General features: G+C 42.5%; 25 protein-coding genes. 2 read left to right on the top strand and 23 right to left on the bottom strand.

Going from position 1 to position 23,892, the window contains the following annotated elements; genetic code table 11:
* Nucleotides 1-3: 3 nt before the first annotated feature.
* From QUF94_RS12905 to QUF94_RS12895, 3 genes are read right to left on the bottom strand one after another with little or no spacing between them, the layout of a single operon-like run.
* A complete protein-coding gene (locus QUF94_RS12905) occupies nt 4-1,023 on the bottom strand; it encodes a zinc-binding alcohol dehydrogenase family protein (protein ID WP_289316207.1) in 1,020 nt (339 codons plus the stop codon).
* A gap of 9 nt (nt 1,024-1,032) precedes the next feature.
* The gene (gene allD / locus QUF94_RS12900) at nt 1,033-2,043 is read right to left on the bottom strand and encodes an ureidoglycolate dehydrogenase (RefSeq protein ID WP_289316206.1); all 1,011 of its coding nucleotides are present in this window, start codon (nt 2,041-2,043) and stop codon (nt 1,033-1,035) included.
* 26 nt (nt 2,044-2,069) lie between these two features.
* Complete coding sequence (locus QUF94_RS12895) at nt 2,070-3,026, bottom strand: sugar kinase (RefSeq protein WP_289316205.1); 957 nt, start codon at nt 3,024-3,026, stop codon at nt 2,070-2,072.
* A gap of 366 nt (nt 3,027-3,392) precedes the next feature.
* On the opposite strand from QUF94_RS12895, the gene QUF94_RS12890 reads away from it, so the two are divergent.
* A complete protein-coding gene (locus tag QUF94_RS12890; RefSeq protein ID WP_353957758.1) occupies nt 3,393-4,088 on the top strand; it encodes a DMT family transporter in 696 nt (231 codons plus the stop codon).
* Complete coding sequence (locus QUF94_RS28795; protein WP_353957757.1) at nt 4,000-4,302, top strand: EamA family transporter; 303 nt, start codon at nt 4,000-4,002, stop codon at nt 4,300-4,302. The genes QUF94_RS12890 and QUF94_RS28795 overlap by 89 nt, the downstream gene beginning before the upstream one ends.
* An 87-nt stretch (nt 4,303-4,389) precedes the next feature.
* On the opposite strand, the gene QUF94_RS12885 is transcribed toward QUF94_RS28795, so the two are convergent.
* The 20 genes from QUF94_RS12885 to QUF94_RS12790 all read right to left on the bottom strand — a co-directional run bounded on the left by QUF94_RS12885 (nt 4,390) and on the right by QUF94_RS12790 (nt 23,873).
* Nucleotides 4,390-4,569: a hypothetical protein gene (locus tag QUF94_RS12885; protein ID WP_289316204.1), complete on the bottom strand. Its 180-nt coding sequence runs from the start codon at nt 4,567-4,569 to the stop codon at nt 4,390-4,392.
* Between the two features lie 90 nt (nt 4,570-4,659).
* Nucleotides 4,660-5,298 carry an urease accessory protein UreH gene (locus tag QUF94_RS12880; RefSeq protein WP_289316203.1) on the bottom strand — a complete coding sequence of 213 codons (639 nt, stop codon included), beginning with the start codon at nt 5,296-5,298 and terminating at the stop codon, nt 4,660-4,662.
* On the bottom strand, nt 5,295-5,771 hold the full coding sequence (gene larC2 / locus QUF94_RS12875; protein ID WP_289316202.1) for a nickel pincer cofactor biosynthesis protein LarC2: 477 nt from the start codon (nt 5,769-5,771) through the stop codon (nt 5,295-5,297). The genes QUF94_RS12880 and larC2 overlap by 4 nt, the downstream gene beginning before the upstream one ends.
* Nucleotides 5,768-6,634 (bottom strand): nickel pincer cofactor biosynthesis protein LarC, encoded by an 867-nt coding sequence (gene larC / locus QUF94_RS12870; protein ID WP_289316201.1) that lies wholly within the window; start codon nt 6,632-6,634, stop codon nt 5,768-5,770. The genes larC2 and larC overlap by 4 nt, the downstream gene beginning before the upstream one ends.
* Entirely contained in the window at nt 6,615-7,385 is a 771-nt protein-coding gene (gene larB, locus QUF94_RS12865; RefSeq protein WP_289316200.1) for a nickel pincer cofactor biosynthesis protein LarB, read from the bottom strand. Before larB ends, larC begins: the two co-directional genes overlap by 20 nt.
* Nucleotides 7,382-8,197: an ATP-dependent sacrificial sulfur transferase LarE gene (gene larE, locus QUF94_RS12860; RefSeq protein WP_289316199.1), complete on the bottom strand. Its 816-nt coding sequence runs from the start codon at nt 8,195-8,197 to the stop codon at nt 7,382-7,384. The genes larB and larE overlap by 4 nt, the downstream gene beginning before the upstream one ends.
* Before the next feature lie 434 nt (nt 8,198-8,631).
* Nucleotides 8,632-9,495 (bottom strand): fumarylacetoacetate hydrolase family protein, encoded by an 864-nt coding sequence (locus QUF94_RS12855; protein ID WP_289316198.1) that lies wholly within the window; start codon nt 9,493-9,495, stop codon nt 8,632-8,634.
* Between the two features lie 14 nt (nt 9,496-9,509).
* Nucleotides 9,510-10,469: a C-terminal binding protein gene (locus QUF94_RS12850; RefSeq protein ID WP_289316197.1), complete on the bottom strand. Its 960-nt coding sequence runs from the start codon at nt 10,467-10,469 to the stop codon at nt 9,510-9,512.
* 74 nt (nt 10,470-10,543) lie between these two features.
* A complete protein-coding gene (locus tag QUF94_RS12845; protein WP_289316196.1) occupies nt 10,544-11,491 on the bottom strand; it encodes a U32 family peptidase in 948 nt (315 codons plus the stop codon).
* A complete protein-coding gene (locus QUF94_RS12840; protein WP_289316195.1) occupies nt 11,491-12,399 on the bottom strand; it encodes a dihydrodipicolinate synthase family protein in 909 nt (302 codons plus the stop codon). Before QUF94_RS12840 ends, QUF94_RS12845 begins: the two co-directional genes overlap by 1 nt.
* Before the next feature lie 266 nt (nt 12,400-12,665).
* Nucleotides 12,666-14,135 (bottom strand): alpha-ketoglutaric semialdehyde dehydrogenase GucD, encoded by a 1,470-nt coding sequence (gucD, locus tag QUF94_RS12835; RefSeq protein WP_289316194.1) that lies wholly within the window; start codon nt 14,133-14,135, stop codon nt 12,666-12,668.
* Between the two features lie 22 nt (nt 14,136-14,157).
* The gene (locus tag QUF94_RS12830; RefSeq protein ID WP_289318365.1) at nt 14,158-15,315 is read right to left on the bottom strand and encodes a UxaA family hydrolase; all 1,158 of its coding nucleotides are present in this window, start codon (nt 15,313-15,315) and stop codon (nt 14,158-14,160) included.
* Nucleotides 15,316-15,319: 4 nt separating this feature from the next.
* Nucleotides 15,320-15,619: a UxaA family hydrolase gene (locus QUF94_RS12825; protein WP_289316193.1), complete on the bottom strand. Its 300-nt coding sequence runs from the start codon at nt 15,617-15,619 to the stop codon at nt 15,320-15,322.
* Nucleotides 15,620-15,630: 11 nt separating this feature from the next.
* On the bottom strand, nt 15,631-16,518 hold the full coding sequence (locus QUF94_RS12820) for a fumarylacetoacetate hydrolase family protein (protein ID WP_289316192.1): 888 nt from the start codon (nt 16,516-16,518) through the stop codon (nt 15,631-15,633).
* Between the two features lie 31 nt (nt 16,519-16,549).
* Entirely contained in the window at nt 16,550-17,317 is a 768-nt protein-coding gene (locus QUF94_RS12815; RefSeq protein ID WP_063235052.1) for an IclR family transcriptional regulator, read from the bottom strand.
* A 60-nt stretch (nt 17,318-17,377) separates the two neighbouring features.
* Nucleotides 17,378-19,582, bottom strand: coding sequence for a dihydroxy-acid dehydratase domain-containing protein (locus QUF94_RS12810; RefSeq protein ID WP_289316191.1), 2,205 nt, complete (start codon nt 19,580-19,582; stop codon nt 17,378-17,380).
* A gap of 64 nt (nt 19,583-19,646) precedes the next feature.
* Nucleotides 19,647-20,897 carry a nickel pincer cofactor-dependent isomerase, group 22 gene (locus QUF94_RS12805; protein WP_289316190.1) on the bottom strand — a complete coding sequence of 417 codons (1,251 nt, stop codon included), beginning with the start codon at nt 20,895-20,897 and terminating at the stop codon, nt 19,647-19,649.
* A gap of 24 nt (nt 20,898-20,921) precedes the next feature.
* Entirely contained in the window at nt 20,922-21,959 is a 1,038-nt protein-coding gene (locus QUF94_RS12800) for a TRAP transporter substrate-binding protein (RefSeq protein ID WP_353957670.1), read from the bottom strand.
* A 67-nt stretch (nt 21,960-22,026) separates the two neighbouring features.
* The gene (locus QUF94_RS12795) at nt 22,027-23,304 is read right to left on the bottom strand and encodes a TRAP transporter large permease (protein ID WP_289316189.1); all 1,278 of its coding nucleotides are present in this window, start codon (nt 23,302-23,304) and stop codon (nt 22,027-22,029) included.
* Nucleotides 23,301-23,873: a TRAP transporter small permease gene (locus QUF94_RS12790; protein ID WP_289316188.1), complete on the bottom strand. Its 573-nt coding sequence runs from the start codon at nt 23,871-23,873 to the stop codon at nt 23,301-23,303. The genes QUF94_RS12795 and QUF94_RS12790 overlap by 4 nt, the downstream gene beginning before the upstream one ends.
* Nucleotides 23,874-23,892: the final 19 nt, after the last annotated feature.

Below are 23,892 nucleotides of genomic sequence, written 5' to 3'. Positions count from 1 at the left end.
CCCTTAATTAAAAACGATGATCGCTTTTCGAACTTGTTCTGGATGATTTTCAACAAAATTAAATGCCTCTTGGATATCATCGAGTGAAAATGTATGGGTAACTAAACCTTCATGTCTGAGTCTGCCTTCATTTAACAGCTTGACCACTTTTGGGAACTGGTTGGTTTGCAATCTAGATCCTTTTACCGATACTTCCTTTTTAGTGATTGGCAGCTGGGAAACGGATGCAGGACGTTCATCAAAACCCAGTACGACAATCCGGCCAGCCGTTGATACGACATCGAATGACAATTCAAATGTCATCGGCAAGCATACTGCATCAATGACGACGTTGGCCCCTTCGCCCTTCGTCCATTCCTGTACTCGCTTTTGAACATCTTCTTTTCCCGCATGGACGGTAATATCGGCGCCGCTTTCTTTAGCGAATTCCAAACGCTCATCACTTAAATCCGTGATCATCACTGATGCGCCTTGAAGCTTTGCCATCTTTAATATGCAAATTCCAATAGGGCCTGCTCCTTGGATAAGCACTGTTTCCCCTTCCTCCACTTCGCCTCTCCAAACGGCCTGTGCGCCAATTGTATAAGGCTCAGCCAATACTATTTCTTCCCAAGCTAAAGCGGAATCCACAACATGTAATTGTTTCTCGGGAAGGACGAACCATTCCCTCATCCCACCATCTTCATGCACGCCAAAAACGGACAGTTTTTCACAAACATTTTGGCGACCTTTACGGCAAGCGTAACACTCCCCACAATAACTGATTGGCTCAATAACAACGTGGTCCCCCACTTTTATGCCCGCGACACCTTGACCTATCTCCACAACTTCTCCCGCTACCTCATGCCCAACTACCCGCGGCAGAGTTGCAAGGGGATTCGTACCATGGTAAATATGCATATCCGATCCACAGATCCCGACTCTTTTTACTTTCACAAGTACATCCATTGAGTTCGAAATCTGGGGTTTTTCCACTTCTTGAATGATAAGTTCATGAGCTTTACGTACTTGAACCGCTTTCATTTCTTCCACCTACTTTGTAAGAAATTCATAAACACTTGCAGCTATCGTTATACCTTGTTTCAGGTTTTTTTCTTCATTGATTTGTTCAATCTCACCAGGTACATATACGCGTTCGAACCCTGGAGCAGGTTCAACCTGCTGCAGTTCTTCAATCATATGATCCATTTGTCCTAAAAATATATCGGTATCCGTAAAGAACGAAGGATTAATTACACAAAAATAGTGTCCCAGCTTTCGTTTCTTATCAAGATCGTCGTACATTTTCCCAATGTGCGGACCAAATGCCGCGCCTGCCAATAATCCAGAAAACACATCTACAATTACGGATAGACCATAGCCTTTCGGGCCTCCGAAAGTGGAAAGGGAAACGACTTTATTCGGGTCTGTGACCGCGGCTCCATTTTCATCCACTCCCCATCCTTCAGGGATTTCCTTTTCTTCTTCACGCGCCTGAAGGATTTTCCCCCATGCAACATGCGAAGTTGCCATATCAAGGATAAAGGGTTTCTTTGTTTTAGCAGGAACTCCATAAGCGATAGGGTTTGTACCAAGAAATGAGGTTTTTCCTCCAAAAGGGACCACAATTTTATCGGTATGTGACATCGCAATGCCTATCAACTTTGCATCAGTGGCTTTTTGAACGAAATAGCTTAGTGCTCCGCAATGGCTGCTATTAAAAACAGTCACCATGCCCACTCCGTTATTCCGGGCCATTTCAATCGCATGGTCCATGGCCACTTCGCCAATGACATGCCCAAATCCATCATCTCCATCAACTACACCGGTAACAGGCCCTGTCTTTTGAAAGGAAATCTGTGCATCGGGATTTATACCTCCTGCCAGTAAACGGTTTACATAATGCTCCGTTCGCAAAACACCATGGGAATTGACATTTCTTAGATCGGCATGAACCAATACCTCTGCGATTTTTCCGGCATTTTCTTCATTTAAACCCACTTTGGTCAGTTGTTTTATGACTAATCGTTTTGCTTCCTCAGCTTGTATCGTTACTGTTGTCATTTTATCCCCTCATTCCTTTCAGTCTTCTATCTTTCAATAACAGCCTCATTCTGTATGAAAGGCATTACTTCATCTAAATATGGTAAACCTTCATTGTCCCCTGAAACAGTCGTGACAAGAGCTCCTACACCATTAGCGAATGTCAATCTTTCATCGATGGATAGGCCATGAAGATATCCGTATATATAACCGGCATCAAAACCATCCCCCGCTCCAACAGTATCTACCGGTATAACAGGGAAGGCTTCTTTTTCATGCCATTCCCTTTTTGTATATAGTTTTGAACCATGTTTCCCGTCTTTGATGACAAGCTGATCAATATCATTCAGTTTTGCGAATTCCGCCAATGATTCTTGAGTGTCATTTCCGGTGATCAATTTTATTTCATCTAAACCTGTAAGCAAAATATCCACATATGGGAAAATATCGAAATAAACCGATCTCGCTTCCTCGATGGACCATAGTTTCAATCGGATATTCGGATCAAACGAAACAGGGATATTTTTTTGTTCCGCTATTTCCATCACCCTTTTGGCAATATCCACATTTTTGGGGTCTATAGCCAAGAAAACTCCAGTAAGATGGACTATATCAATCGCTTCAAACATCTTCTCCGTTATATCTTCCGGCTTTAAAGTCAGAATGGGAGATTGATAACGGTAATAAAATGTCTTTCCGGAACCATCCTCCCGTATTTCTTTAAAGTTAATGGATGTTGGATATCCATCTACATAGGCAACATCACTCATGTCCACGCCTTCCCCGCGTGCGAAATTATATATGACTCTACCGAACTCGTCCTTGCCTAAACGGCTTAACCATTTTGCCCTCAGGCCAAGCCTTGCACAGCCAATCGCAAAATTGAGTTCAGCGCCTCCTACTTTTCGCTCAAAACGGGTAACAAATCTTAAAGGTCCTGTTTCTTCCGGATTTAGCGTAATCATGGCGTCGCCGAGCGTTAAAACACCATATTTTGATGACAATACAGTACCTCCTTCTTTCGAACAATCAAGTAAAAAATAAAACATGCGATAACACTAAATCGATTTAGCTAATTACTAAACCGGTTTGGTAAATCATAAGGAAATTGTAAATGAAAACCCTACCAAAAACAATAGAAAAGTTTGATAATTTGTAATTTTATTTTTATTCGACCTATTTCCGTGCATATTTCAGCTTAAACCATGGTAAATATCCATATTACGTAAAATCGGTATTGGATTTTTAATTGATTATCAGTTTCTGATTTTTTATCCTGGATATCTTATTAAAATTTTACTCTTTGCTATTAATTTGGAGTAAGTTGTATAATATATCAATTGTTAAATAAGTTTGAAAGGTTGTTTTGAATGAGTTTTGTGAAAATTTACATCTTACTTACGGGAATTATGATCACATGGGGATTGAACGTCTCAGTTATTAAAATTTTAGTTGCGAATACACAGCCCGTAACAATAACATCTTTGAGAATTTTTACAGCTTCCCTTGTAGTCATTATTATCCTTTTCTTTCTTGGTCTAATACGTCTTCCTAAAAAAAGTGAACTTTTTTACGTTTTTGGAGGAGCACTCTTGAGTGTCGTTTTTCATCATTATTTTTTAGCTGAGGGATTAACGAAGACTTCCGCTTCGAATGCTGGGCTGATTTTGGGTATGGGTCCTATTTTGACAGTCATATTGACTATGATATTCTTTCGCAAAAAGCCCACATTAATCCGGCTTCTTGGCTTTATATGCGGTGCGTTAGGAGTGAGTTTTACCGTTATGGCAGGAAGTGGAGGAATACAGTCTATTAATCTGGGGGATATTGATATTTTGCTTTCAATTCTGTCACAGGCGTTAAGTTTCATTCTTATTAATAAAGCATCCAAAACAATGGATCCACGATTATTAACCGGCTACATGATGCTGATCGGGTCTTTTATCCTTTTTGCCATCAGCTTATGGAAAGAACCTGATGGCTTATCTTCACTGGCAACTGCACCGCATTCCATCTGTCTTTTTCTCCGCTATTTTTGCCACTGCCCTTGGGCACATGGGCTATAATTATGCAATTGGTCAGGTAGGCGCAGCCGAATCATCCATTTTTCTTAACTTAAACACTTTATTCTCTCTGTTAGGGGCAGCATTTTTCCTTAATGAAGCCATAGTGCCTGCACACTTCATTGGACTGATCTTCATTGTTTCAGGTGTATTGCTGGGCTCCGGGGCAATGGAAATTTGGATTCTTCAAAGGAAAAATAAAGGGATATCTGCCTAGCGGCAACCGCATTATCTAGTTTCCGAATCTTTTCCTATGACACTACTACCCTTATTAAAAAAAGGAATTGAAGTGTCATAGGTTTTTTTATACATGTACAATCGCGTATTTACTATGATACCGGCCAAACAAACCAATGTATGAACAAGTCCATTGTAGTGTCCCCATTTGCACAAGCCTTTTGTTAGCTGTGCCATCCAACTTTTGTTGCAGCAAACCCGCCTTGAACGGAAACCAACGAGACCATATCCCCCTTATTTCAACCAAGAGAAACCTCCTCGGAAACATATTGTGAACTTAATAAAAAAAGAGACTGTCTATGCGTTACAGACAGCCTGAGATTCCCTTTATGCTATATTAATTCGCCCAAAGCGCAAACAATCCTTCTGTCACACCCAATTTGTATATATAATAAAGTCCGAATCCAAAACTTATAGCTCCCGCCAGTTTGATGAAGGTTCGGTTTATACCGATGTTCTTTCCATTCAAAGCAAACGGTATGCCCAGTATAGTTGTAAAACACAGCATCCCAATAATCGTCCCTGCGCCAAATATAATTATATAGATGGATCCTTCACCTATACCGGTAACGGTCGACATCGTTAGGATGACCATTGCGGCACTGCCGGCGAGACCATGGACGAACCCAATTAATGCAGACACCAAAAAAGGACGTAATCCATCATGGTCGTTCGTGATATTAAGGCGGTCTTTAAATAAACTTTTCGCCCCAAGCATAACTAGCATAACACCAACACCGAATTCCAACGTCATGCTTAACGACTCCGGAATTTCCCCTTTCATCCAAATATACAGCATCCCTGTAAGAAACAGGGTACATGTATGGCCTATTCCCCAATACACCCCCGTTAGAGTGGAACGTGATAATTTTTTCGTATTTCCTGCTGTGGTTGCAACTGCAATAACGTGATCCGGCTCTAACGAATGTTTTATCCCCAATAGGAAGCCTAATGTGAGAATCGAAACGAAACTCATTTTTCCACCACCTTCCCGAGACACTTCCATACTTCTTCATACACCCGTTTAAGCGGTATATTGTTTTGCATGGCAATTTTACGGCAATCTTCATATTCAGGTGCCTGCTGCATGGGCAAACCCTCATGGAGCCCTCTCTTTATCGTCACTTTCCCCCATTGTGTATGCACATTGAAAAAAGATCGTTCGAGCCGGTGCACGGTAAGCGGATAGTAGCGTATACCAAGCGTCGTCGTTTCAGCAAATAATATTTTCTTCATTTTCGAAATCAACTGCTGTGAACAGAGAAGTTGCAATAACACCCCTGGTCGATTTTTTTTCATGAAGATTGGCGTATAATATACATCATTTGCTCCTGATTCAAACAGCAAATCCATTACATGTCCAAGCCATTCACCGGAAATATCATCCAGGTTCACTTCCATTTTTACCATTTGTTCATCAAGATGCTCATGATCAGGTGGGCGGTTCATTGAATCTCCCCGATGATAATGCGAAGGACGTTCGGATGATTTTCAAATGTTTTTGTTCCCGCTCCATAGCCAATCGATTCGACAGTCATGGCTGGAAGCGAGCCAAATGTTTCAGCTAAAACCGCAGAGATGGCAGCACCTGTCGGCGTTGTTAATTCAGAACGAATATCGTTTGCGGCAATTGGTACCCCTTTTAATATTTCAAGAGTGGCAGGTGCAGGAACCGGATATATGCCGTGATCAATATGTATATGTCCAGACCCCGTTGGAATGGCTGATGACTGAACTGATTCGATACCTAGCTGATTGATTAAAATTGCTGCCCCGATTATATCTATAATGGAATCTACCGCTCCTACCTCGTGAAAGTGAACTTTTTCAAGAGGAAGCCCGTGTATGTGCCCTTCCGCTTCACCAATCTTCTTAAAAATGGCGAGTGACATGTTCGATACCGATTCATTAAAGTTAGCCTCATTTATTGCCTCCACAATTTGTTTGTACGTACGGCTGCCATGATGATTGTGATGCACATGGATATGATTGTGTTCGTGTTCATGGGTATGGTTATGTTCATGGCTATGACTGTGTTCATGTCCATTACTTTGGCTGTTTTCATGACTATGTTCGTGACTGTGTTCGTGTTCATGTGGTTGCTCTGATCCACTGGTGAGAATGACATCAAATTTAGTACTCGTAATGCCATTTTTGACGACCTTCCCCCACGACAGAGTATATTCTTCATCTATGTTCAGCTTTTTTAACTCTTCTTCCATTTGTAAAGGATCTGCACCTGCATCAATCAACGCACCAATTACCATATCTCCGCTTATGCCGGAAAAGCAGTCAAAATATAATGTCCTCATCATCATTGATCTCCTTTTTATGTACAAGTTTGTAAATAAGCGCTGCATTGTAGGCCGCACCAAATCCATTATCGATGTTTACCACACTTACACCTGATGCGCATGAATTGAGCATCGATAAAAGGGCCGATAAACCGTTAAAATTCGCACCGTACCCGACACTTGTCGGCACAGCAATAATTGGATTCATGACAAGGCCTCCTAACACACTTGGTAGTGCCCCTTCCATACCCGCGACACAAACTGAAACGGTAGCACTTCGTATCTCGTCTATATGATCAAGGAGGCGGTGCAGCCCAGCAACACCAACATCGTAAATACGCCTGACTGGAATACCTAGAGTTTCGGCCGTTACGGCTGCTTCTTCAGCAACCGGCAAATCTGAAGTCCCGGCGCATATAATTGCGATATATGTACCGCCGGATTTCGGCTTTTCTTTAACCCATGCAAGTGTCCGTGCAATCTCGTTATACTCAAAATCACTACATTCTTTTTGTACAAAAACCGCTTTTTCCCGAGAAATACGCGTCACAAGCACGGAATCATTCCTTATCCGCAGCGATTGGACAATCGTTAAAATTTGTTCAGCTGTTTTCCCTTCTCCAAACACAATTTCGGGAAATCCTTGTCTCTTTTTACGATGGTGATCGATTTTTACAAATCCTAAATTTTCATAGGATGCAAGTTTTCCCTTTGCTTCCGCTACAGTCAATGTACCATTTTGAACCTGCTCTAAAATGTCGTCAATCATAACATCTCTTCCTTTTCAAGCGCTATATTCATACTCCCGCTCGTATAGCCAGTGAGATCCATTGATACATACTTATAACCGAATTCCTTCAGCCGTTTCGTAATCGCGACATGATATTTAAGCACTCGCGGCATATCAGCGGGTTCGACTTCAATTCGGGCCGTCTCCCCATGCGTCCGGACTCGTACCTGGTGAATATCCAATGATTTTAAGTAAGCCTCTGACTTATCCACTTTCGTCAATTTTTCCTTTGTAATGATATCGCCATAGGCTATACGTGAGGATAGGCAAGCAAATGACGGTTTATCCCAGGTTGGCAAACCTGCTTCCTTGGACAATACTCTTATTTCTTCTTTGAACAAGTCGGCTTCCTGAAGCGGGCCCCTGATTCCTTTTTCTTTAGCAGCTTTCATACCTGGACGAAATTCGTTAGCATCATCAGCAATAACACCATAAATAATATTATTAAATTCATATTCTTCAAGAATAGGACGCAAGTGATCAAATAAACTACTTTTACAAAAGTAACAGCGATTTTGGTTATTTGCTGTATATCCAGGAATGGCTAACTCCGAAGTTTGAATGACACGATGGTTGGCGCCAATCCATTTTGATAGCATAAGTGCTTCATTCAACTCGCTCGACGGATAGGTTTCCGAATCTGCTGTAATGGCTAACACATTATCATAACCCAATGTATCAATAGCGACTTTAAGCAAAAACGTGCTGTCCACCCCTCCTGAAAAAGCGACCACAACCGTCTCCATTTTTTGGAGAATAGCCAGCAGGTTTCTGTACTTTTCTAGTAACATAGCACTTTTCTCCCTTCTGATTTGAGGATTTAGGAATTTATTTACTGTTCCACCAGAAATAACACCGCTGCTGGACCACTAAAAGATTGCCGAGATACTTTTGCCAATTTGCCGGAAAGGATGAAATACACAGTTATTTTTCATTTCCCAGCGTTTTTAAAGTGACACCCATATAAACGACGGCAAGCTATAGCTATTTTTACGTTTGCCGAGAATTTTTTTGCCGTTTCCGACAGCCTGGAGTAGTCATCACCTGAAATCAATTTCGCAGGATTGATCAATGAACCACCAAGTCCCTCCGCGTTGGCAGCAGTCTAAAAAAAAAGCGAGGTTGTCAAGGTTGACACCGCCAGCTGGCATAAGCGGGTTGTGAGGAAGCGGCCCTTTAAAATGTTTTTTATTACAACGTCCACGTCACCATCTTCTTTCTCTTGTCAGGCTATTACGTGATTGGAAAGCGTGCCGATCTTTTCAATACTGACGTTCAACCGATCACCGTTTTTCAACCAGATTTTCGGATTGCGTCCCATTCCAACGCCAGGTGGTGTACCAGTTGCAATCAAATCACCTGGTTTAAGTGTCATGGACTGTGATAAAAATGATATGATTTTCGGAACCGTAAAAATCAGGTTGCTTGTATTAGAATCCTGCATAATTTCACCGTTTAATTCAAGCGAAATCGCTAGATTATGGGGATCGCCCACTTCATCATGTGTAACGACAACAGGTCCAAATGGAGCAAATGTGTCCGCCGTTTTTCCTCTTGACCACTGGCCGTCCTGAAATTGCAAATCTCGGGCGCTAATATCATTCATAATTGTATAGCCAAAAACATAGTCATTCGCCTCTTCTTCTGACACATGTTTCGCTTCTCTTCCAATGACAACCGCAAGCTCTGCTTCAAAGTCGACCTCGGTTGAATTAATTGGGATTTCAATCGCATCGTTATGGCCCGCAATCGCATTCGCATATTTTGAAAAAATGACCGGGGATGCAGGTGTCTCCATCCCGGTTTCCTTGCAATGATCAATATAGTTAAGCCCAACGCAAATGATTTTTTCCGGCTGTGCAATTGGCGGCAGGACATTTACTTCTGACAGTCTGAATATCGCATCATCATTTACCCGTTGCTCGATTAACTGTTCAGCACGTGTACGCAACTCGCTGCCTCGTTCTATAAATCTTTTCATACAAGCAGGAAATTCATCTGAACCTAGAGCCGTTAAACTAATAATTCGATCATCTTGAACTAGGCCAATGTGCCGTTCGTCTTGTACGGAAAAAGTGGCTATTTTCATATTTTCCCCCTTTCTTACGTCAAAGCGTATGGTGTTTTTTCACCTTTTAAGACCTGAACGATATTTCTTGCTGCTTTTTGACGAAGTTCAACCATCGCTTCCTCAGAATACCAGGCGCTGTGCGGTGTAATGATGACATTGTCCATAGTGAGTAGTGGGCTATCGATGCGGACTGGCTCATTTTCTGTCACATCAAGTGCTGCACCTGCAATTACCCCTCTTTCAAGTGCATCAGAAAGTGCTGTTTCATCGATTATCGGTCCACGTGCGGTGTTAATGATGACCGCATTTCTCTTCATTTGTTTAAGGCGCTCCTCGTTAATCAGATGGAACGTATCATCGATTAAGGGTACATGGACCGACAAATAATCGGCTTCACGAATAATTTCATCGAGATCCATTTTTTGAACGCCGACAGCAGCCATCTCTGCCGACGATACAAATGGATCATAAGCAGCTGTTTTAAAGCCCAGCGGTTTCACCTTTTCAATGAAACGGCGCGGAATGCGACCAAAGCCGAGAACTCCAACCGTTTGTTCGTTAAAACGATGAATCGGCACACCCACTTTAAAGTCCCAGTTACCTCTTTTCACCTCATTGTTTAACAGCGTCACTTTGCGTGCCCATGAAAGCAATAGTGCCAATGCATGATTGGAGACTTCTTCCATGCCATAATCCGGAACATTGGCAACAGTAATCCCCTTTTCTTTTGCCGCATCGAGATCAATTGTATTGACCCCGACACCGTAGCGGGATATGATTTTCGCGTTTTCAAGTGATGCAATTACGCGACGAGAAACAGGGGCATATTGATTTAGAATTGCGTCCGCATCCTTTGCCAGCTCAATAACTTCTTCTTCTGTTTTGCATTGTGCTTTAATAAAATTAAAGTCCAATCCGCTTTCTTGAAACACGTCTTCTTCATATTTCAAATGTTCAAATTCATAATCCGTCAATAATATTTTAAAGGCCATTAGACTCCACTCCTATAGATGGTAATAACCCCCTTAAAGGCAGGGGGATTCCTCCCGTTTCAGGTGAAAATCAATTATTTCACTGCTGCTTTTTCGACTTTCGCAATACCGAGTCCTTCAGCGCCAAGTTTCGATGTTTTAGCTTCTGGATAATATCGTTCAATCATTTGAATTCCAATTGCGGCACGGCGTACACGTTCCTGGGCGAGTGAGATGTTCGTACTTTCCCATTGTTTCCCTGATGGGTATACGTCAGGGTGATTCCGAAGGCCAAACTTGATGTATACAGGCGCCAATACACGGATGATTTCCGGTATTTCATAATAGCGAAGAAAGCCGCCGAAGGTATCTGGCACTTCTACGTATAAATCAATTGGAATGTCTATTGAATGTCGGATCGCTGCAAGTTTAGACAGCGTTAATGCAGGTGGCACGTTGTAGGTATCCGCACCGATGTCTTCCATTAATTTAACGGATACTGGATTGGCTGGTCCCATTTGAACCGATACTTTAACAACAAAATCTTCCGGAAGCTGTCCGTGTTTTTTCATTTCTTTCGTTATAAGAAGAAGTCCTTCATCCGCAACTAACGCACCGCGAAGACCAAGCGCCGCTCCTCTTTTCAGGTCTTCCATTGCATAAACAAGCTGGTCGGAGCCTTCATGACGGATTCCCTGTGATTTTCCTCCCGGCGTAAGCGGTCCCGCACTTACATCCCATGAACCCCTGGGACCGACAAACAAACTCAGCTCCATACCGCGCTCTGCTGTCAATTCACACATTTCTTTAATTTCTTCATCCGTTTGAAGCATGATGCCGCTTCCTTGTGATATTCGGTGAATGGTCAACCCGAGTCGGTCAATTTCTTTCAGTGTTTCTTTTAGTGCAGCTGGACCTTCTACACTTGGGAGTTCAATGCGGTATTGAGCGCCATCTGGAAATGTTTTCGTTGAGGTCGGAAGTTCTTTAAGATCAGTTGTTGGGTAGCCTAATTGTTCGAGCAATTCGCGTGATTCTTTCATTATTGGACGCCTTCCTTCATGTCTAAAATTTTTAAAAGAGCAGCTACTTTATCACTCAAATCAACAGGGTATACATCACATGGAGAACGGTGTCCAGCTGGCACGTCAAACCAGCGCTGATGAACGGCTTCTTTCATGGCAGTAAAAAATGTTGGACCGTAATTGTACACATCCATCAGTTTTGAAATCACTTGATGATATTTCTGTGCTTCGGTAAGATCACCTTTTTGATACGATTCATATAAATCAACGGATATTTCCGGCATAAAAACAGCGCTTCCATTGATGCTCCCCGCTGCACCAATCATTTGAGCCGGAAGCAAATGCTCGTCAAACGCAGAGAAGACGCGGAAATCACTGCGAACTTTCTTCACTTCCTCCAGCACTTGACGAAGGTGGCCGAAATCACTGACCGTCTCTTTAATCCCAGTAATGTTTGAATGATCTTCGGCTAATTTTTTAATCAATTCAATTGATAAATTTTGTCCGGTTAAGAGCGGAATGTTATAAATGAAAACTTGCAGATTCGTATGATTCGCTACACTGGAAAAATGTCGGTATAGTTGCTCGTCAGACAGCTTCCAGTAATATGGGTTGACTACGAGAACGCCGTTCGCTCCATGTTCTTCAGCATAAGAAGTTAATTCAAGCACCTCTTTTAATGAGGTATGTCCGACGCCAACCATCACAGGCACCCGTCCGTTAATGTGCTTTATCATTTCACGTACGTATAATTTTCTTTCTTCCGTTGTAAGTGATGAGAACTCACCTGAACTTCCCATCAACAAAATACCGTCAATATTCTTTGAAATTAATAAGTCGATATAACTTCTGTTCAGTGGTATATCTAAGTTCCCCGTTTCATCAAATAGGGTGACTACCGGTGGAATGATGCCATGAAAGTTCATTGTTTTGCCTCCTTTTATTTCCATTCAGCGATGCTCCCAACTTCATGACGCCAAATTTGGGTTGTCCAATTATGTCAGGTTTCTGCTGACTGCTTCAATTTTCCCTCATCAATTTCTACTCCAAGACCCGATTTATCCGTAATTTTCATATAACCATTTCCATAGTCTAATAATTCTGAATTATCCACAAGGATGTCCGTGCCTTCGTTGTACTATATTTTCCTGGCCTTGTTCTGGAATAATGAAATTCTGTGTCGTTATACTTGTTAAGAACCTTTAATGAAAACAGTTTTTATGGCTGTATAAAATTCTTTCGCCGCTTCACCCTGCTCTCGCGATCCCGTGCTCGATGCTTTCATGCCTCCGAATGGTGCTTGTAACTCTACGCCCGCGCTTTCTGCGTTAATACGGACAAGCCCTGCTTCAATTTCATCGATGAATTCCAGAATTGAGCTAATATTTGATGTGAAGATTGATGCACTCAATCCGTATTTCGTATTATTTGCCAAGTCAATGGCTTCGACAAGATCGGTTGCTTTTATAAGCGCGATAACTGGCCCAAAAATTTCTGCCTGTGCAATCTCCATATCGGACGTCACGTCTTCAAAAATCGCTGGTGTTATGAAAAAGCCTCTATCGTAGTCTCCGCCAGTTAATATCTCCCCGCCATGTATGAGTTTTGCGCCCTCCTGCTTGCCTTTTTCAATGTACTCTGTCACCGTATTGAACTGGCTTTCACTTGCACATGGGCCCATCCAAATACCCTCTTGAAGACCGTTGCCGACTGTAATTTCCGCTGCTGCTTCTACCAGTTTTTGTTTAAATTCATCATAGACGGACGATTCAACAACAACACGACTTGAAGCTGTACATTTTTGGCCTGAAGAACGAAATCCACCGCTGATGACTGCCTCGACTGCTTGGTCGATGTTCGCATCTTTCGTGACGATAACTGGATTCTTGCCACCCATTTCAAGCTGGTATTTTATCCCGCGAGCGGAAGCTGATTTTGCGACACTCTGCCCGACACTTTCAGAACCGGTAAATGTAATCGCATTTAAAAGCGGATGATCGATGAGTCCTTGACCGATGATCGATCCCTTACCGGTAATGAAGTTCACAACGCCCTCAGGGAAGCCGGCTTTTGTAAAGCATTCCATCACTTTTGCTGCTGTAACGGCTCCCTCTGTAGCGGGTTTCCATACGATTGAATTGCCATATACAAGAGCAGGAGCCATTTTCCAAATGGGAATTGCAACCGGGAAGTTCCATGGCGTGATTATCCCGACAACACCAAGTGGGGTGCGTTTCGTAAACATTAAGGCTTCTTTATCGGATGATGGAATAACATCGCCGTCTTTCCGCATCCCTTCCCCAGCATAGTAACGCAGGATGGCAACACCTCGTGCCGTTTCCCCTTTTGCTTCCGGTAACGTTTTACCCATTTCGCGAGTCATGGTTTCCGCAATTTCATCTAGATTTTCTTCCAATATATTGGCAGCTTTGAAAAGGATTTGTCCACGTGCAGACTGCCCAAGCCTGCGCCAATCCCTCTTTGCTTTATGCGCAGAAGCTACAGCTTTATTCAAGTCATCTTCCGTTGAGCTTTGAACGAAGCCAACCGGTTCTTTGTCCGCAGGATTAATGCTTTCGATTGTATTTCCAGAAGATGCATTCACCCACTCATTATTAATGAAATTTTTATATGTTTTCGTTGCAAATGTAGTTGATATCATAATCTTTAGCTCCTTTTTCGGTTTAGAATGTCGGTCCAATTCTCCATATACCAAAGTCATGCTGCTTTAATATCTCCGCTTTTGTTAGTTTTCCGTTTGAAACATGTTGAATTTCTTCCATAATGCGCTTGCCCACTTCATCAACGGTTTCTAAACCATCGACAATCGTACCTGCATTTAAATCCATATTTTCATTCATCCTGTCAAACATTGGTGTATTAGTTGAGATTTTTATGACGGGTGAAATAGGGGAACCCGTTGGCGTGCCTCTTCCACTTGTAAAGAGAACGATTTGGGCACCGCCTGCGACCATTCCCGTCAATTGCTCAATGTCGTGGCCAGGCGTATCCATCCATACGAGCCCTTTCCTTGTGGGCACCTGGGCATAATCAATGACTTCTTCCAGTCTGGTTGTGCCTGATTTTGTCGCTGCCCCCAGTGATTTTTCTTCGAGTGAGCTGAGCCCTCCCTCAATGTTTCCCGGACTCGGATTTCCGGTGCGGATGTCTACGCCCATTTGAATCGAGCGGTCTTCCATCATTTTAATAACCGCATAAGCTTTTTTGGCTACCTGGTCGTTTGCCGCCCGGTTAGCGATCAAATGCTCTGCACCGATGAGTTCAGTCGTTTCCGCTAATATTGCGGTTCCCCCCTGCTGAACGACCAAATCGCTTGTACGTCCGACGGCGGGGTTCGCCGATAAGCCGGAGCACGCATCCGACCCACCGCATTCTGTGCCGACAATCAGCTCGCTAAAATCACATAATTCCCGTTGCACCATTGAGGCATCCTGGACCATTTTGACTGCAATTTTAGCTACTTCGGCAATGGTTTGAAGAGTCCCGCCATGATCCTGAATCGATACAGTTTCCACTGGTTTACCGCATTTGGCAATTTCATCTCCAATGCGGTGCGCCTGATGTGTTTCACAGCCAAGTCCGAGGACTATGACACCATATACATTTGGATTCATGCCCATTCCCGCATAGGTTCTGGCCGTTTGATCATAATCAGTTCCCACTTGCGCACAGCCATGCTGATGAATGAATGTAACGGTTCCGCTCACCAATTCTGTGACGCGCTGAGCTGTTTGAGTTGCGCATGTTATCGTGGGCAAAATCAGTACATGATTCCGGACACCGACGCGGCCATCCGGACGGCGGTAGCCCCAAAACTGCATTTTTTCATTCAGCAATTTTGTCACCCCTTCCTCTTTTACCTTCTAAATTGTGTACATGAACATGTGCACCAGCGGGAATAAAAGCTGAGGCTGCACCAATGACTTCCCCATATTTAATTATGTCTGCTCCTTGTTCGATGGATTTGACTGCGAACTTATGTCCAAAACGAATCGGTTCAAGAATGGATACGGCAAGTTCTTCAAGCCCTGTCTTCACAACTACTGATGTGTTTTCAGGGATTTCGGATAAAGCGACAGCTACACTATCTTTATTACTTAAGTAAAGTGTTTTATATTCGCTCATTTTGTCACTCCTTAAATTGTTTGGACTGCTTTACTTTGGATAACCGGGTTGTTTAATACTCCAATCCCTGGTATTTCAATTTCGATTCGGTCATCGCCTTTCAATGTAAATTCATTTGGCGGAACCACGCATGTACCTGTAAGTAAAACTGATCCGTCAAAAACAGTGTTATCTAAGACTAAATAGTCGACAAGCTCTTCCAATTTTCGTTTCAGTTGGTTTACTTTCGCTTCACCTTCAAATACTTTTTCTTCATTTCGATAAATTCGGCACATGATTGTAAGCTCATATGGATCCGGAACTGCCTCTTTTAACAAGATGGCCGGTCCAATGGAGCAAGAATTTTTCCATACCTTTGCCTGTGGAAGATAAAGCGGATTTTCACCTTCAATATCACGGCAGCTCATGTCATTACCTGCAATATATCCGAGTACCGTTCCCTCTTTATCGATGACAAGACCAAGCTCCGGCTCAGGAATTTGCCATTTTGAATCTGAACGCAAGTATACCGGATCATTCGGGCCCACGGTCCTTGCTGCAGTCGATTTAAAGAAAATCTCAGGACGCACTGCATCATAAACTTTGTCATAGAATGTTTGGCGGTCCAGCTTTCCTTGCGTTGCTTCATAGTTACGTGCTTCCTTGCTTTTTTTATAGGTAACGCCAGATGCCCATACTTCTGGTGCGTCGATAGGAGTTGTTAATTGAAGACCTTCCAATGGCTGCTTTTTCCCTTCGACGGCAATTTGTTTTACAATATCAAACGCTGTTCTGTTATCATGACGTGCCGTTGTAATCAACGACATAAAATCCGTAAATGGAAGGTCCACCACATTGTTTTCGTTTGTCACGGCAGCAAGTTGTTTCTTATTTTCTTTTACATAGCGAATAATTCTCATTTTATAGTTCCTCCTATATGGCAGGCCTCATTTATATTTTTTGATATTCATAACCAAGCTCCTGCGAAATTTTACTGCTGCATTCCTTTAAGAGACGTACATAATACTCATGTGTTTCTTCGTTTACTTTCGATGCTGGCATCGATACACTCATTGCTGCGATTACCTTTCCTGAATAATCTTTAATCGGTACAGCCAGACAGAAAATGCCCGGTTCGTTTTCTTCATTATCCATTGAATAGCCATCAATGCGTGCTTTTTCGATTTCCGCTAAAAACTGCTCCTTGGATCTAATCGATCTTTCGGTCGGACCCGTATAATCATATCCGTCCAAGAGCAAATCCAGTTCACTGTCCGTTTTGGTTGCAACAAGAGATTTCCCAACAGCACTCGTATGAATCGGAACACGCCGGCCAATACGGGAATAGAGGACCGTTACCCCCGTGCCCTCCACTTTATCGACATAGACACCTTCCTGACCGTCTAATATGACAAGGTGCAGCGTTAAATTCGTTGTTGCTGAAAGCCATTCGAGATGTTTTCTTGCTACGTTGCGCAAATCGAGATGGGTCACAACAACGCTTCCCCTCTCCAATAGCTTTAATCCTAGCGAGTATTTTCCATTTTCTTCGCCTTGTGAAATATAGTGATGCTCCTGTAAGGTTTTTAATAGTGAATGAACCGTACTTTTATGTAAATTCATTCGTTTACTTATCTCTGTGATAGTTAATGCGCGCTCACGCTCATCAAATAAATCCAATATTTTCAAGGCACGCTCCACCGATTGGATGATAGGCATCGTTCCTCACTCCTTTTATTCTGTCTACCTTTATATTATCGGATTTATGACGAGCATTCCTCACTTTATTTCTACTTTTTTTCCTTGAAGTAAAATATCCTGTTCATAATCGAGTACCGCATCCTCAATGACAGCGATAGGGACAACACCATTTGCTGCATCTGTATGTCCAAACATCCTGTTGCTGGCTGCAACCATTTTTTGTCTTACTTTCATACGCAGCTTGCGTTCAGCCGCCAATGATTTTCTTTCTTCTTTAAAATAATCCGCAAAATCATGAACAACCTTTCCTGAATGAAGTTGAGTGGAATCGACAAAATCAATCCGTCGATCACGAAGCTGAAGGTGAATTACATCACCTGATTTAAGTAAGCCAATGCCGCCACCTTCATATGATTCCGGTGTCATATGTCCTATAGCAGCACCATACGTGACTCCTGAATAGCGGCCGTCGCTAATGATTGTAGCGATTTTTTTCATAACACGATTTGCATTGATGTGTTGCATTGGTGTAAACATTTCCGGCATTCCGAATGCCACTGGCCCCTGCCCTGAAATAGTGATCGCAATTTTCAAAGTGCCCTCTTCAACCATCCTGTCAAATAGCTCCTCATAGGTAGCAGATTTAAGAAGAGACCATTCCGGCTCATTGTTGTATTTAAGAGATTCGAGCAATAGATTATGTTCGAAAAGCTTTTGCTCTTTTATTTTTGAAAGCAGATTTGAATCGAGTAGGCTTTTATTTGCATCATCTTCATTTTCGTAATAAAGGACAAATGCCAGCTTATCATCGAATTGGTCAAGCTGTGGTGTCGGCATTCCGCTGATTTTTACAACAGCGCTTTCAAAGAAGTTACCTTTTAATACATCAACACCGCTGAATCCACGGCGTGGACTGGACAAAATGACCTGATTTTTCTTTACATTCAACGCTTTTAGGCTGCTTGTAATCGAAAGACGTTCTTTCCAAGTTTTTGCTGCGACAGTCGGCGCATCCTGATCCATTGGTACACCATTTTCAATAAGTTCATAAAAAAGTGTTTCCATTCCTCTGCTTGTCCCGCTGCAACACTGCATCGCAAGTGAATAAATGTCCCTTCCTTCCGTCAAACTGTAATCAAATAAGTCGGGAATCGGATGTGAATGATGAATGCGGTCAAGGTCCCATAAGCTGAATTTGAATCCTGCATAAAGCATGCCTGCGACAATATGCATCATTAAGTTTGTAGAACCACCTGAAGCGCTGTGAATACGGATTGCATTTTTTATATTCGCAGCGACAATGTTGGCCACGCCGTAGCGCTCTTCGTTTATCATGCCGGCAAAGCTATCAAGCACCGAGTTAATCTGGCGTTGTGTTGGTGGATCGGTTAACAGCTCCACGGCTGGATGAACGAGACCCATGCCTGCCACTAAATGACGTGAACTATTCCCCGTACCATTGAAGGCACATACACCTCCCTGTCCGTCACATGTTGCGACAGCAAGTCTCATTTCAAAATATTTATGCTGTTCCTTCGTCAATATTCCTCGTTCATAGGCCCGTTCAAACACACCCTGAAATGCAGTATTCGATGAACATTGCAATATATATGCCATCGTATCTCGTAAATCAACGGCTACATCAGTAGCTCCTTTACTTTCCGCTTTTTTCGCAAGAGCTTCCAATTCTTCAATTACGTCAGCTGGAATCGAACCGCCTTCTAATACGTGAGCAGGTGCGAATGTTGCGAAAAAGGGTGCTTCACCACGGTTTCGGCGAACACGATCAACATGTGCGAGTGCACTTACAACACCAAGAGGCTGCTTATCACACCCTTGAATGACGAATGCACCATGATAACTGTGAGCCTCTAGCTGGTTAACAACCATTTGTGCAACCGCGTTACGGCTCTGGAGAGAGTAACTCATTCCTTGATTGTTTTGCGCAGTGCCATCACACATTACTGGTGTCGAGAAATGAAACGGAACGCCGCCGTTTTGCCAGATGCGGATTGCCGCCCGTGCCGACGTTTGGTAATCCATTATATGGGCTGGATGATCGGACGAACCACCGATAATTGCGATACGCGGGGCATTCCTCTCTAGCCGCATATAAATTTCTTCAAGCGTCCAATCAGGCTTGCCCCCTTCATATGTGGAGCCAAGCGTCAGCTTCGAACGGTCCAATAGACCCGCAACCGTAATGGGTTCATTTGCTTTTCCCTGTACATTATCGCGGTAAGGGTTTATTTCGTTATCAATTAGTGGATATAGATGTGTCATTTCAGCACTCCTTTTCTGATTTCAAATGAATTCTTCCATTCTCTAACAATATTAAAGAAGGTTTTTAGTCTAGTGCCAATTCTTCTGGTTCTGACAGGATCTCTATATTTTTGCTTTTTAAAGCTTCTTCCATCATGCTTTCAGAAATCCAAATTTCACCGATATCAAGCGTGTTTTTTATCCTTACTACTCTCACTTTATTCAAATCGAAGGCATTGCATGTTTTGATAGCAGCTTTAACAGCCAATTCCTGCGTATCTAAAAACATCGGGAGCTTTACTACATCTGTCACTGTGCTTGTGAGTGCATTTGCATAGCCTTTTTCCCATTCGATTTTATTCATGACGGCCTTCGTCGTCATATCAGCCATGCCGATGCCGTTTGCATTACCGTGAGTTTTTTCAGTAAGACCAAGTACAACGGTCCGTTTAACGTCTGGCCCCCCGGTAGCATATGGAGTGGCGAAGTTACCCGTAATATTCGGATCCATTCCATCACCCGAAATGTCCTTTCCAAGTTCATTTACAATAAGTACGTCCATCGAATCGAAATGTATTTTTGGCATCAATGATTTTGCTTCAAGCAATAGTCCCGGCTCTACTTCCTCCAGTTCCTCTGCTGGGACTGCGACGATTTTCGCTGGTTTATCATAGGCATTTTCAATAGTCGCAAGACCAAATATGATAGGAGCTTTCACTAAGGAAATTTTCGCCATTTCAGGGACATGTTCCGCCATATACTTAAAGCTGTATGCATGTGCAGCTTCGGCTCCCTTTTGCTTGCCTAAACCGATTGTAATCATTTTCATAAGTCCGCTTTCAACCGGTCCACGAAATGCCGTATGTGGTTTTATCCGATTAATGACTATGATTTTATCCGATTCATATGCAAGTTTATCTATATAGACAGGGAGCCCATTTGGCAATTCATCCAGTTTAATAACTTCCATCGATGACATGATTGGCGCTCCAACCGCTTCTTCTGAAATACCCAGCTGATGCAACACATCGATTTGTCCTTCCGCTGTAGCACCCCCATGGCTTCCCATTGCAGGGACTATAAAAGGATTGCCACCAGCCTCCATAACGGCCGCTACCGTTTCTCTTACTAAAATAGGAAGGTCCGCTACCCCTCTGCTTCCCACTGCAATTGCCACCCTGTCATCTTCAGTTATTCTTGATAAGACACCTGCTTCTTTTATCGCCTTCTTCACCTCACCAGCTACATCAGCGATTTGAGGTGTATGAAATTTCTGTCTCACCTTGACCATTCTCGGTAATGGGATTTCACGTAAAAGGTCAGAGATAATATCCATTTTCCATCCTCCAAACGGTCTGGATTATTTACCGCGTACTTTTTCAACTTCGCTCATCATTTCTTTTACTAGATCCTGACCAAATTTCTGAGCATATTCGTCCGTTACTGGTTGGATGACTTTCTTCATTTTTTCCATTTCTTCCGGCTCTACTTCATTGATTTTCATTCCTTCTTCTTTTAGATACTTAAGTGCTTTTTCATTTTCTTTTTGGTTAACTTCCCGTTGATACTTTCCAGCCTCTTGTGCAGCCTCACTCATGATTTTTTGCTCTTGTTCTGATAGGTCATCCCAGAACTTTTTACTTACAAGGAATACAAATGGTGTATATACATGATTTGTAAGACTTAAGTAGTCTTGCACTTCATTATATTTTTGGGTTTGAATTGTTGCGAGTGGATTCTCCTGCCCATCAACAGTGCCAGTTTCCAACGCAGTAAATACTTCAGAGAAGGCCATCGGCGATGGATTCGCCCCTAACTTTGAAAATGCATCTAAATGCACTTCATTTTGCATGGTACGAAGTTTAAGACCTTTGAAATCATCAGCCGTTTTAACCGGATGTTTACTATTGGTTATGTTTCGGAAGCCGTTTTCCCAGTATCCCAAACCTACTAAATCATGTTCCGGTAACTTATCCAAAAGTTTTTTGCCTACTGCACCATCAAGTACTGTATAAGCTTCCTCTTCATTATTAAAGACAAATGGGAAGTCATAAATTCCAAATTCCTTAATCATACCAACAAGTGGAGAAGTTGAAGGCACTGTTACTTCCTGTAAACCACCTTGAAGAGCTTCTGTCATTTTCTGATCATCCCCAAGAGTAGCATCAAAGAAGTTTTTGACTTTCATTTTCCCGCCGCTTTTTTCTTCAAGCAGTTCTTTAAATTTTTCCATCCCCTGCCCTTGTGGATGCATTTTACTATTGCCAATTCCTGCTTTGATTGTCCTTTCCTTTATACCGTCAGCTGTAGCGCTTTCATTTTGGCTTCCGCAAGCACTTAATAATAGTACTGCGGGCAGTAAAACTCCAACCGCCAAACGTTTGAACAAATTATTCATTTTGATTTCCCTCCTAAAAAATATGATGAATATCAGCATAAAACCCAATTTACCAGTTTCAATTCCGTTAGGAGGTAAACCATTCTAGAGGAACCATTACTAAGGAAGGAAACAGAATCAACAAGATCAATACAATCACTTCAACGAGCAAGAAAGGCCAAATTCCCTTCATGATATCTTCCATACTGATTTTACTTATGCCACACATGACATTTAATACGGTTCCGACCGGTGGTGTAAGTAAACCGATGGCATTATTCAGGATAAACAGGACACCAAAGTAAACTGGGTCGATTCCTGCAGCGACCACCAATGGCATCAAGACAGGTGTAAGAATAAGGATTGTCGGCGTCATATCCATTGCAGTTCCAACTACGATAACCAGTAAGTTAATCATTATTAATAGAAGGAATGGATGATCCATGAATGGTTCCAGCAATCCAATTACCTGGCCAGGTAAATCGGCTACAGTTATCAGCCAGGATGACACAAGTGCTGCGGCGACCAAAAACATGACCACACTTGTCATTTTTCCCGCATGAACAAAGACATCGTACAAATCTTTCACTTTCATTTCACGATAGATTACAAGACCGACAAATATTGCGTAAACTGCAGCCACCACTGCAGCCTCAGTCGGGGTAAATAGGCCGAATTTCAACCCCCCAATGATAATGACTGGCAGGAATAGAGCCCATATGCCTTGTCGGAGTGAGATAAGTATTTCTTTTGCTGATGCTCGAGGATTAACCGCGACTTTATCTTTTCGTGCAACAATTGCCCAGGTAACCGTAAGTCCAACCGCAAGTAAAATACCTGGTACGATTCCTGCCATAAACAGCTTTGTAATGGACACACCACTCGCGACACCAAAAATGATAAAGCCAATACTTGGTGGAATGATCGGAGCAATGATACCACCTGATGCAATTAACCCACTTGACCGGTTCACATCATAACCAGATTTCACCATCATTGGAATCAATATAGCTCCAAGCGCTGCTGTATCTGCAACAGCAGATCCGGATAAACTTGCAAACAACACACTTGCAATGATCGCTACATAGCCAAGACCTCCTTTGATATGGCCAACCATCTTCATTGCCATCTCAACGATACGCCGTGATAATCCGCCCCTATTCATCGCTTCTCCAGCCAGCATAAAAAACGGTATGGCCATTAGAGGAAAGTTATCCGCACCACTGATAAGGTTTTGCGCGATAATTTGACTATCAAAAATACCAAGAAAGTACATTAGCACTACGCTACTCACAAGTAAGGCAAAGGCAATAGGTATTCCAAGTCCCATGGCTCCCAGTAAAGATCCGACAAATACACCTATCATCCCTGTTTCTCCTCCTTAGCTATCCTAATATCTGAAGCAAATTCATCAGCATGGAGAGAAATTAACTCTTCTGACTCACTTATCATCACTAATTCTTCGTCTTTAATTTTATTGAAGAAAATCCGATACAAGTTGAAAATGATCATACTGCCCATTGAAACACTCACAAGAATACCTGTCCCATATACAAATGCCAGTGGCATGCCGGTGGCTGGTGCTGTACTGTCAATGTTTATCAACGTCATTTTCCAGCTGCCATCCAGGATCAGGAGAAGAACGAAAAGCATCAACAAATCACTAATAACGAGTACCACTTTTTTCATCTTAATCGGGAGCCGTTTGATGACCATGTCGACACCCAAGTGTTCTTTGTTTTTGAAAGCTCCGATGGCGCCTAGGAACGTCAACCAAATAAAGAGATATCTTGACATTTCTTCTGACCAAGTAATCCCTGAATTAAAGAAATAACGAAGAACTACATTACCAAACACGAGTACGACCATTATTGCTAACGCAGCAGCCATAATAATGTTCAACGAATTTTCTAAGATTCTGGAAATTTTATTCACCTATACATCTCCCCCTTCC

The organism is Peribacillus sp. NJ4, from assembly GCF_030348345.1.
Classification (GTDB): domain Bacteria; phylum Bacillota; class Bacilli; order Bacillales; family DSM-1321; genus Peribacillus.
The sequence above is the reverse complement of the archived record's forward strand: the minus strand, read 5'-3'. Positions and strand labels throughout refer to the sequence as shown.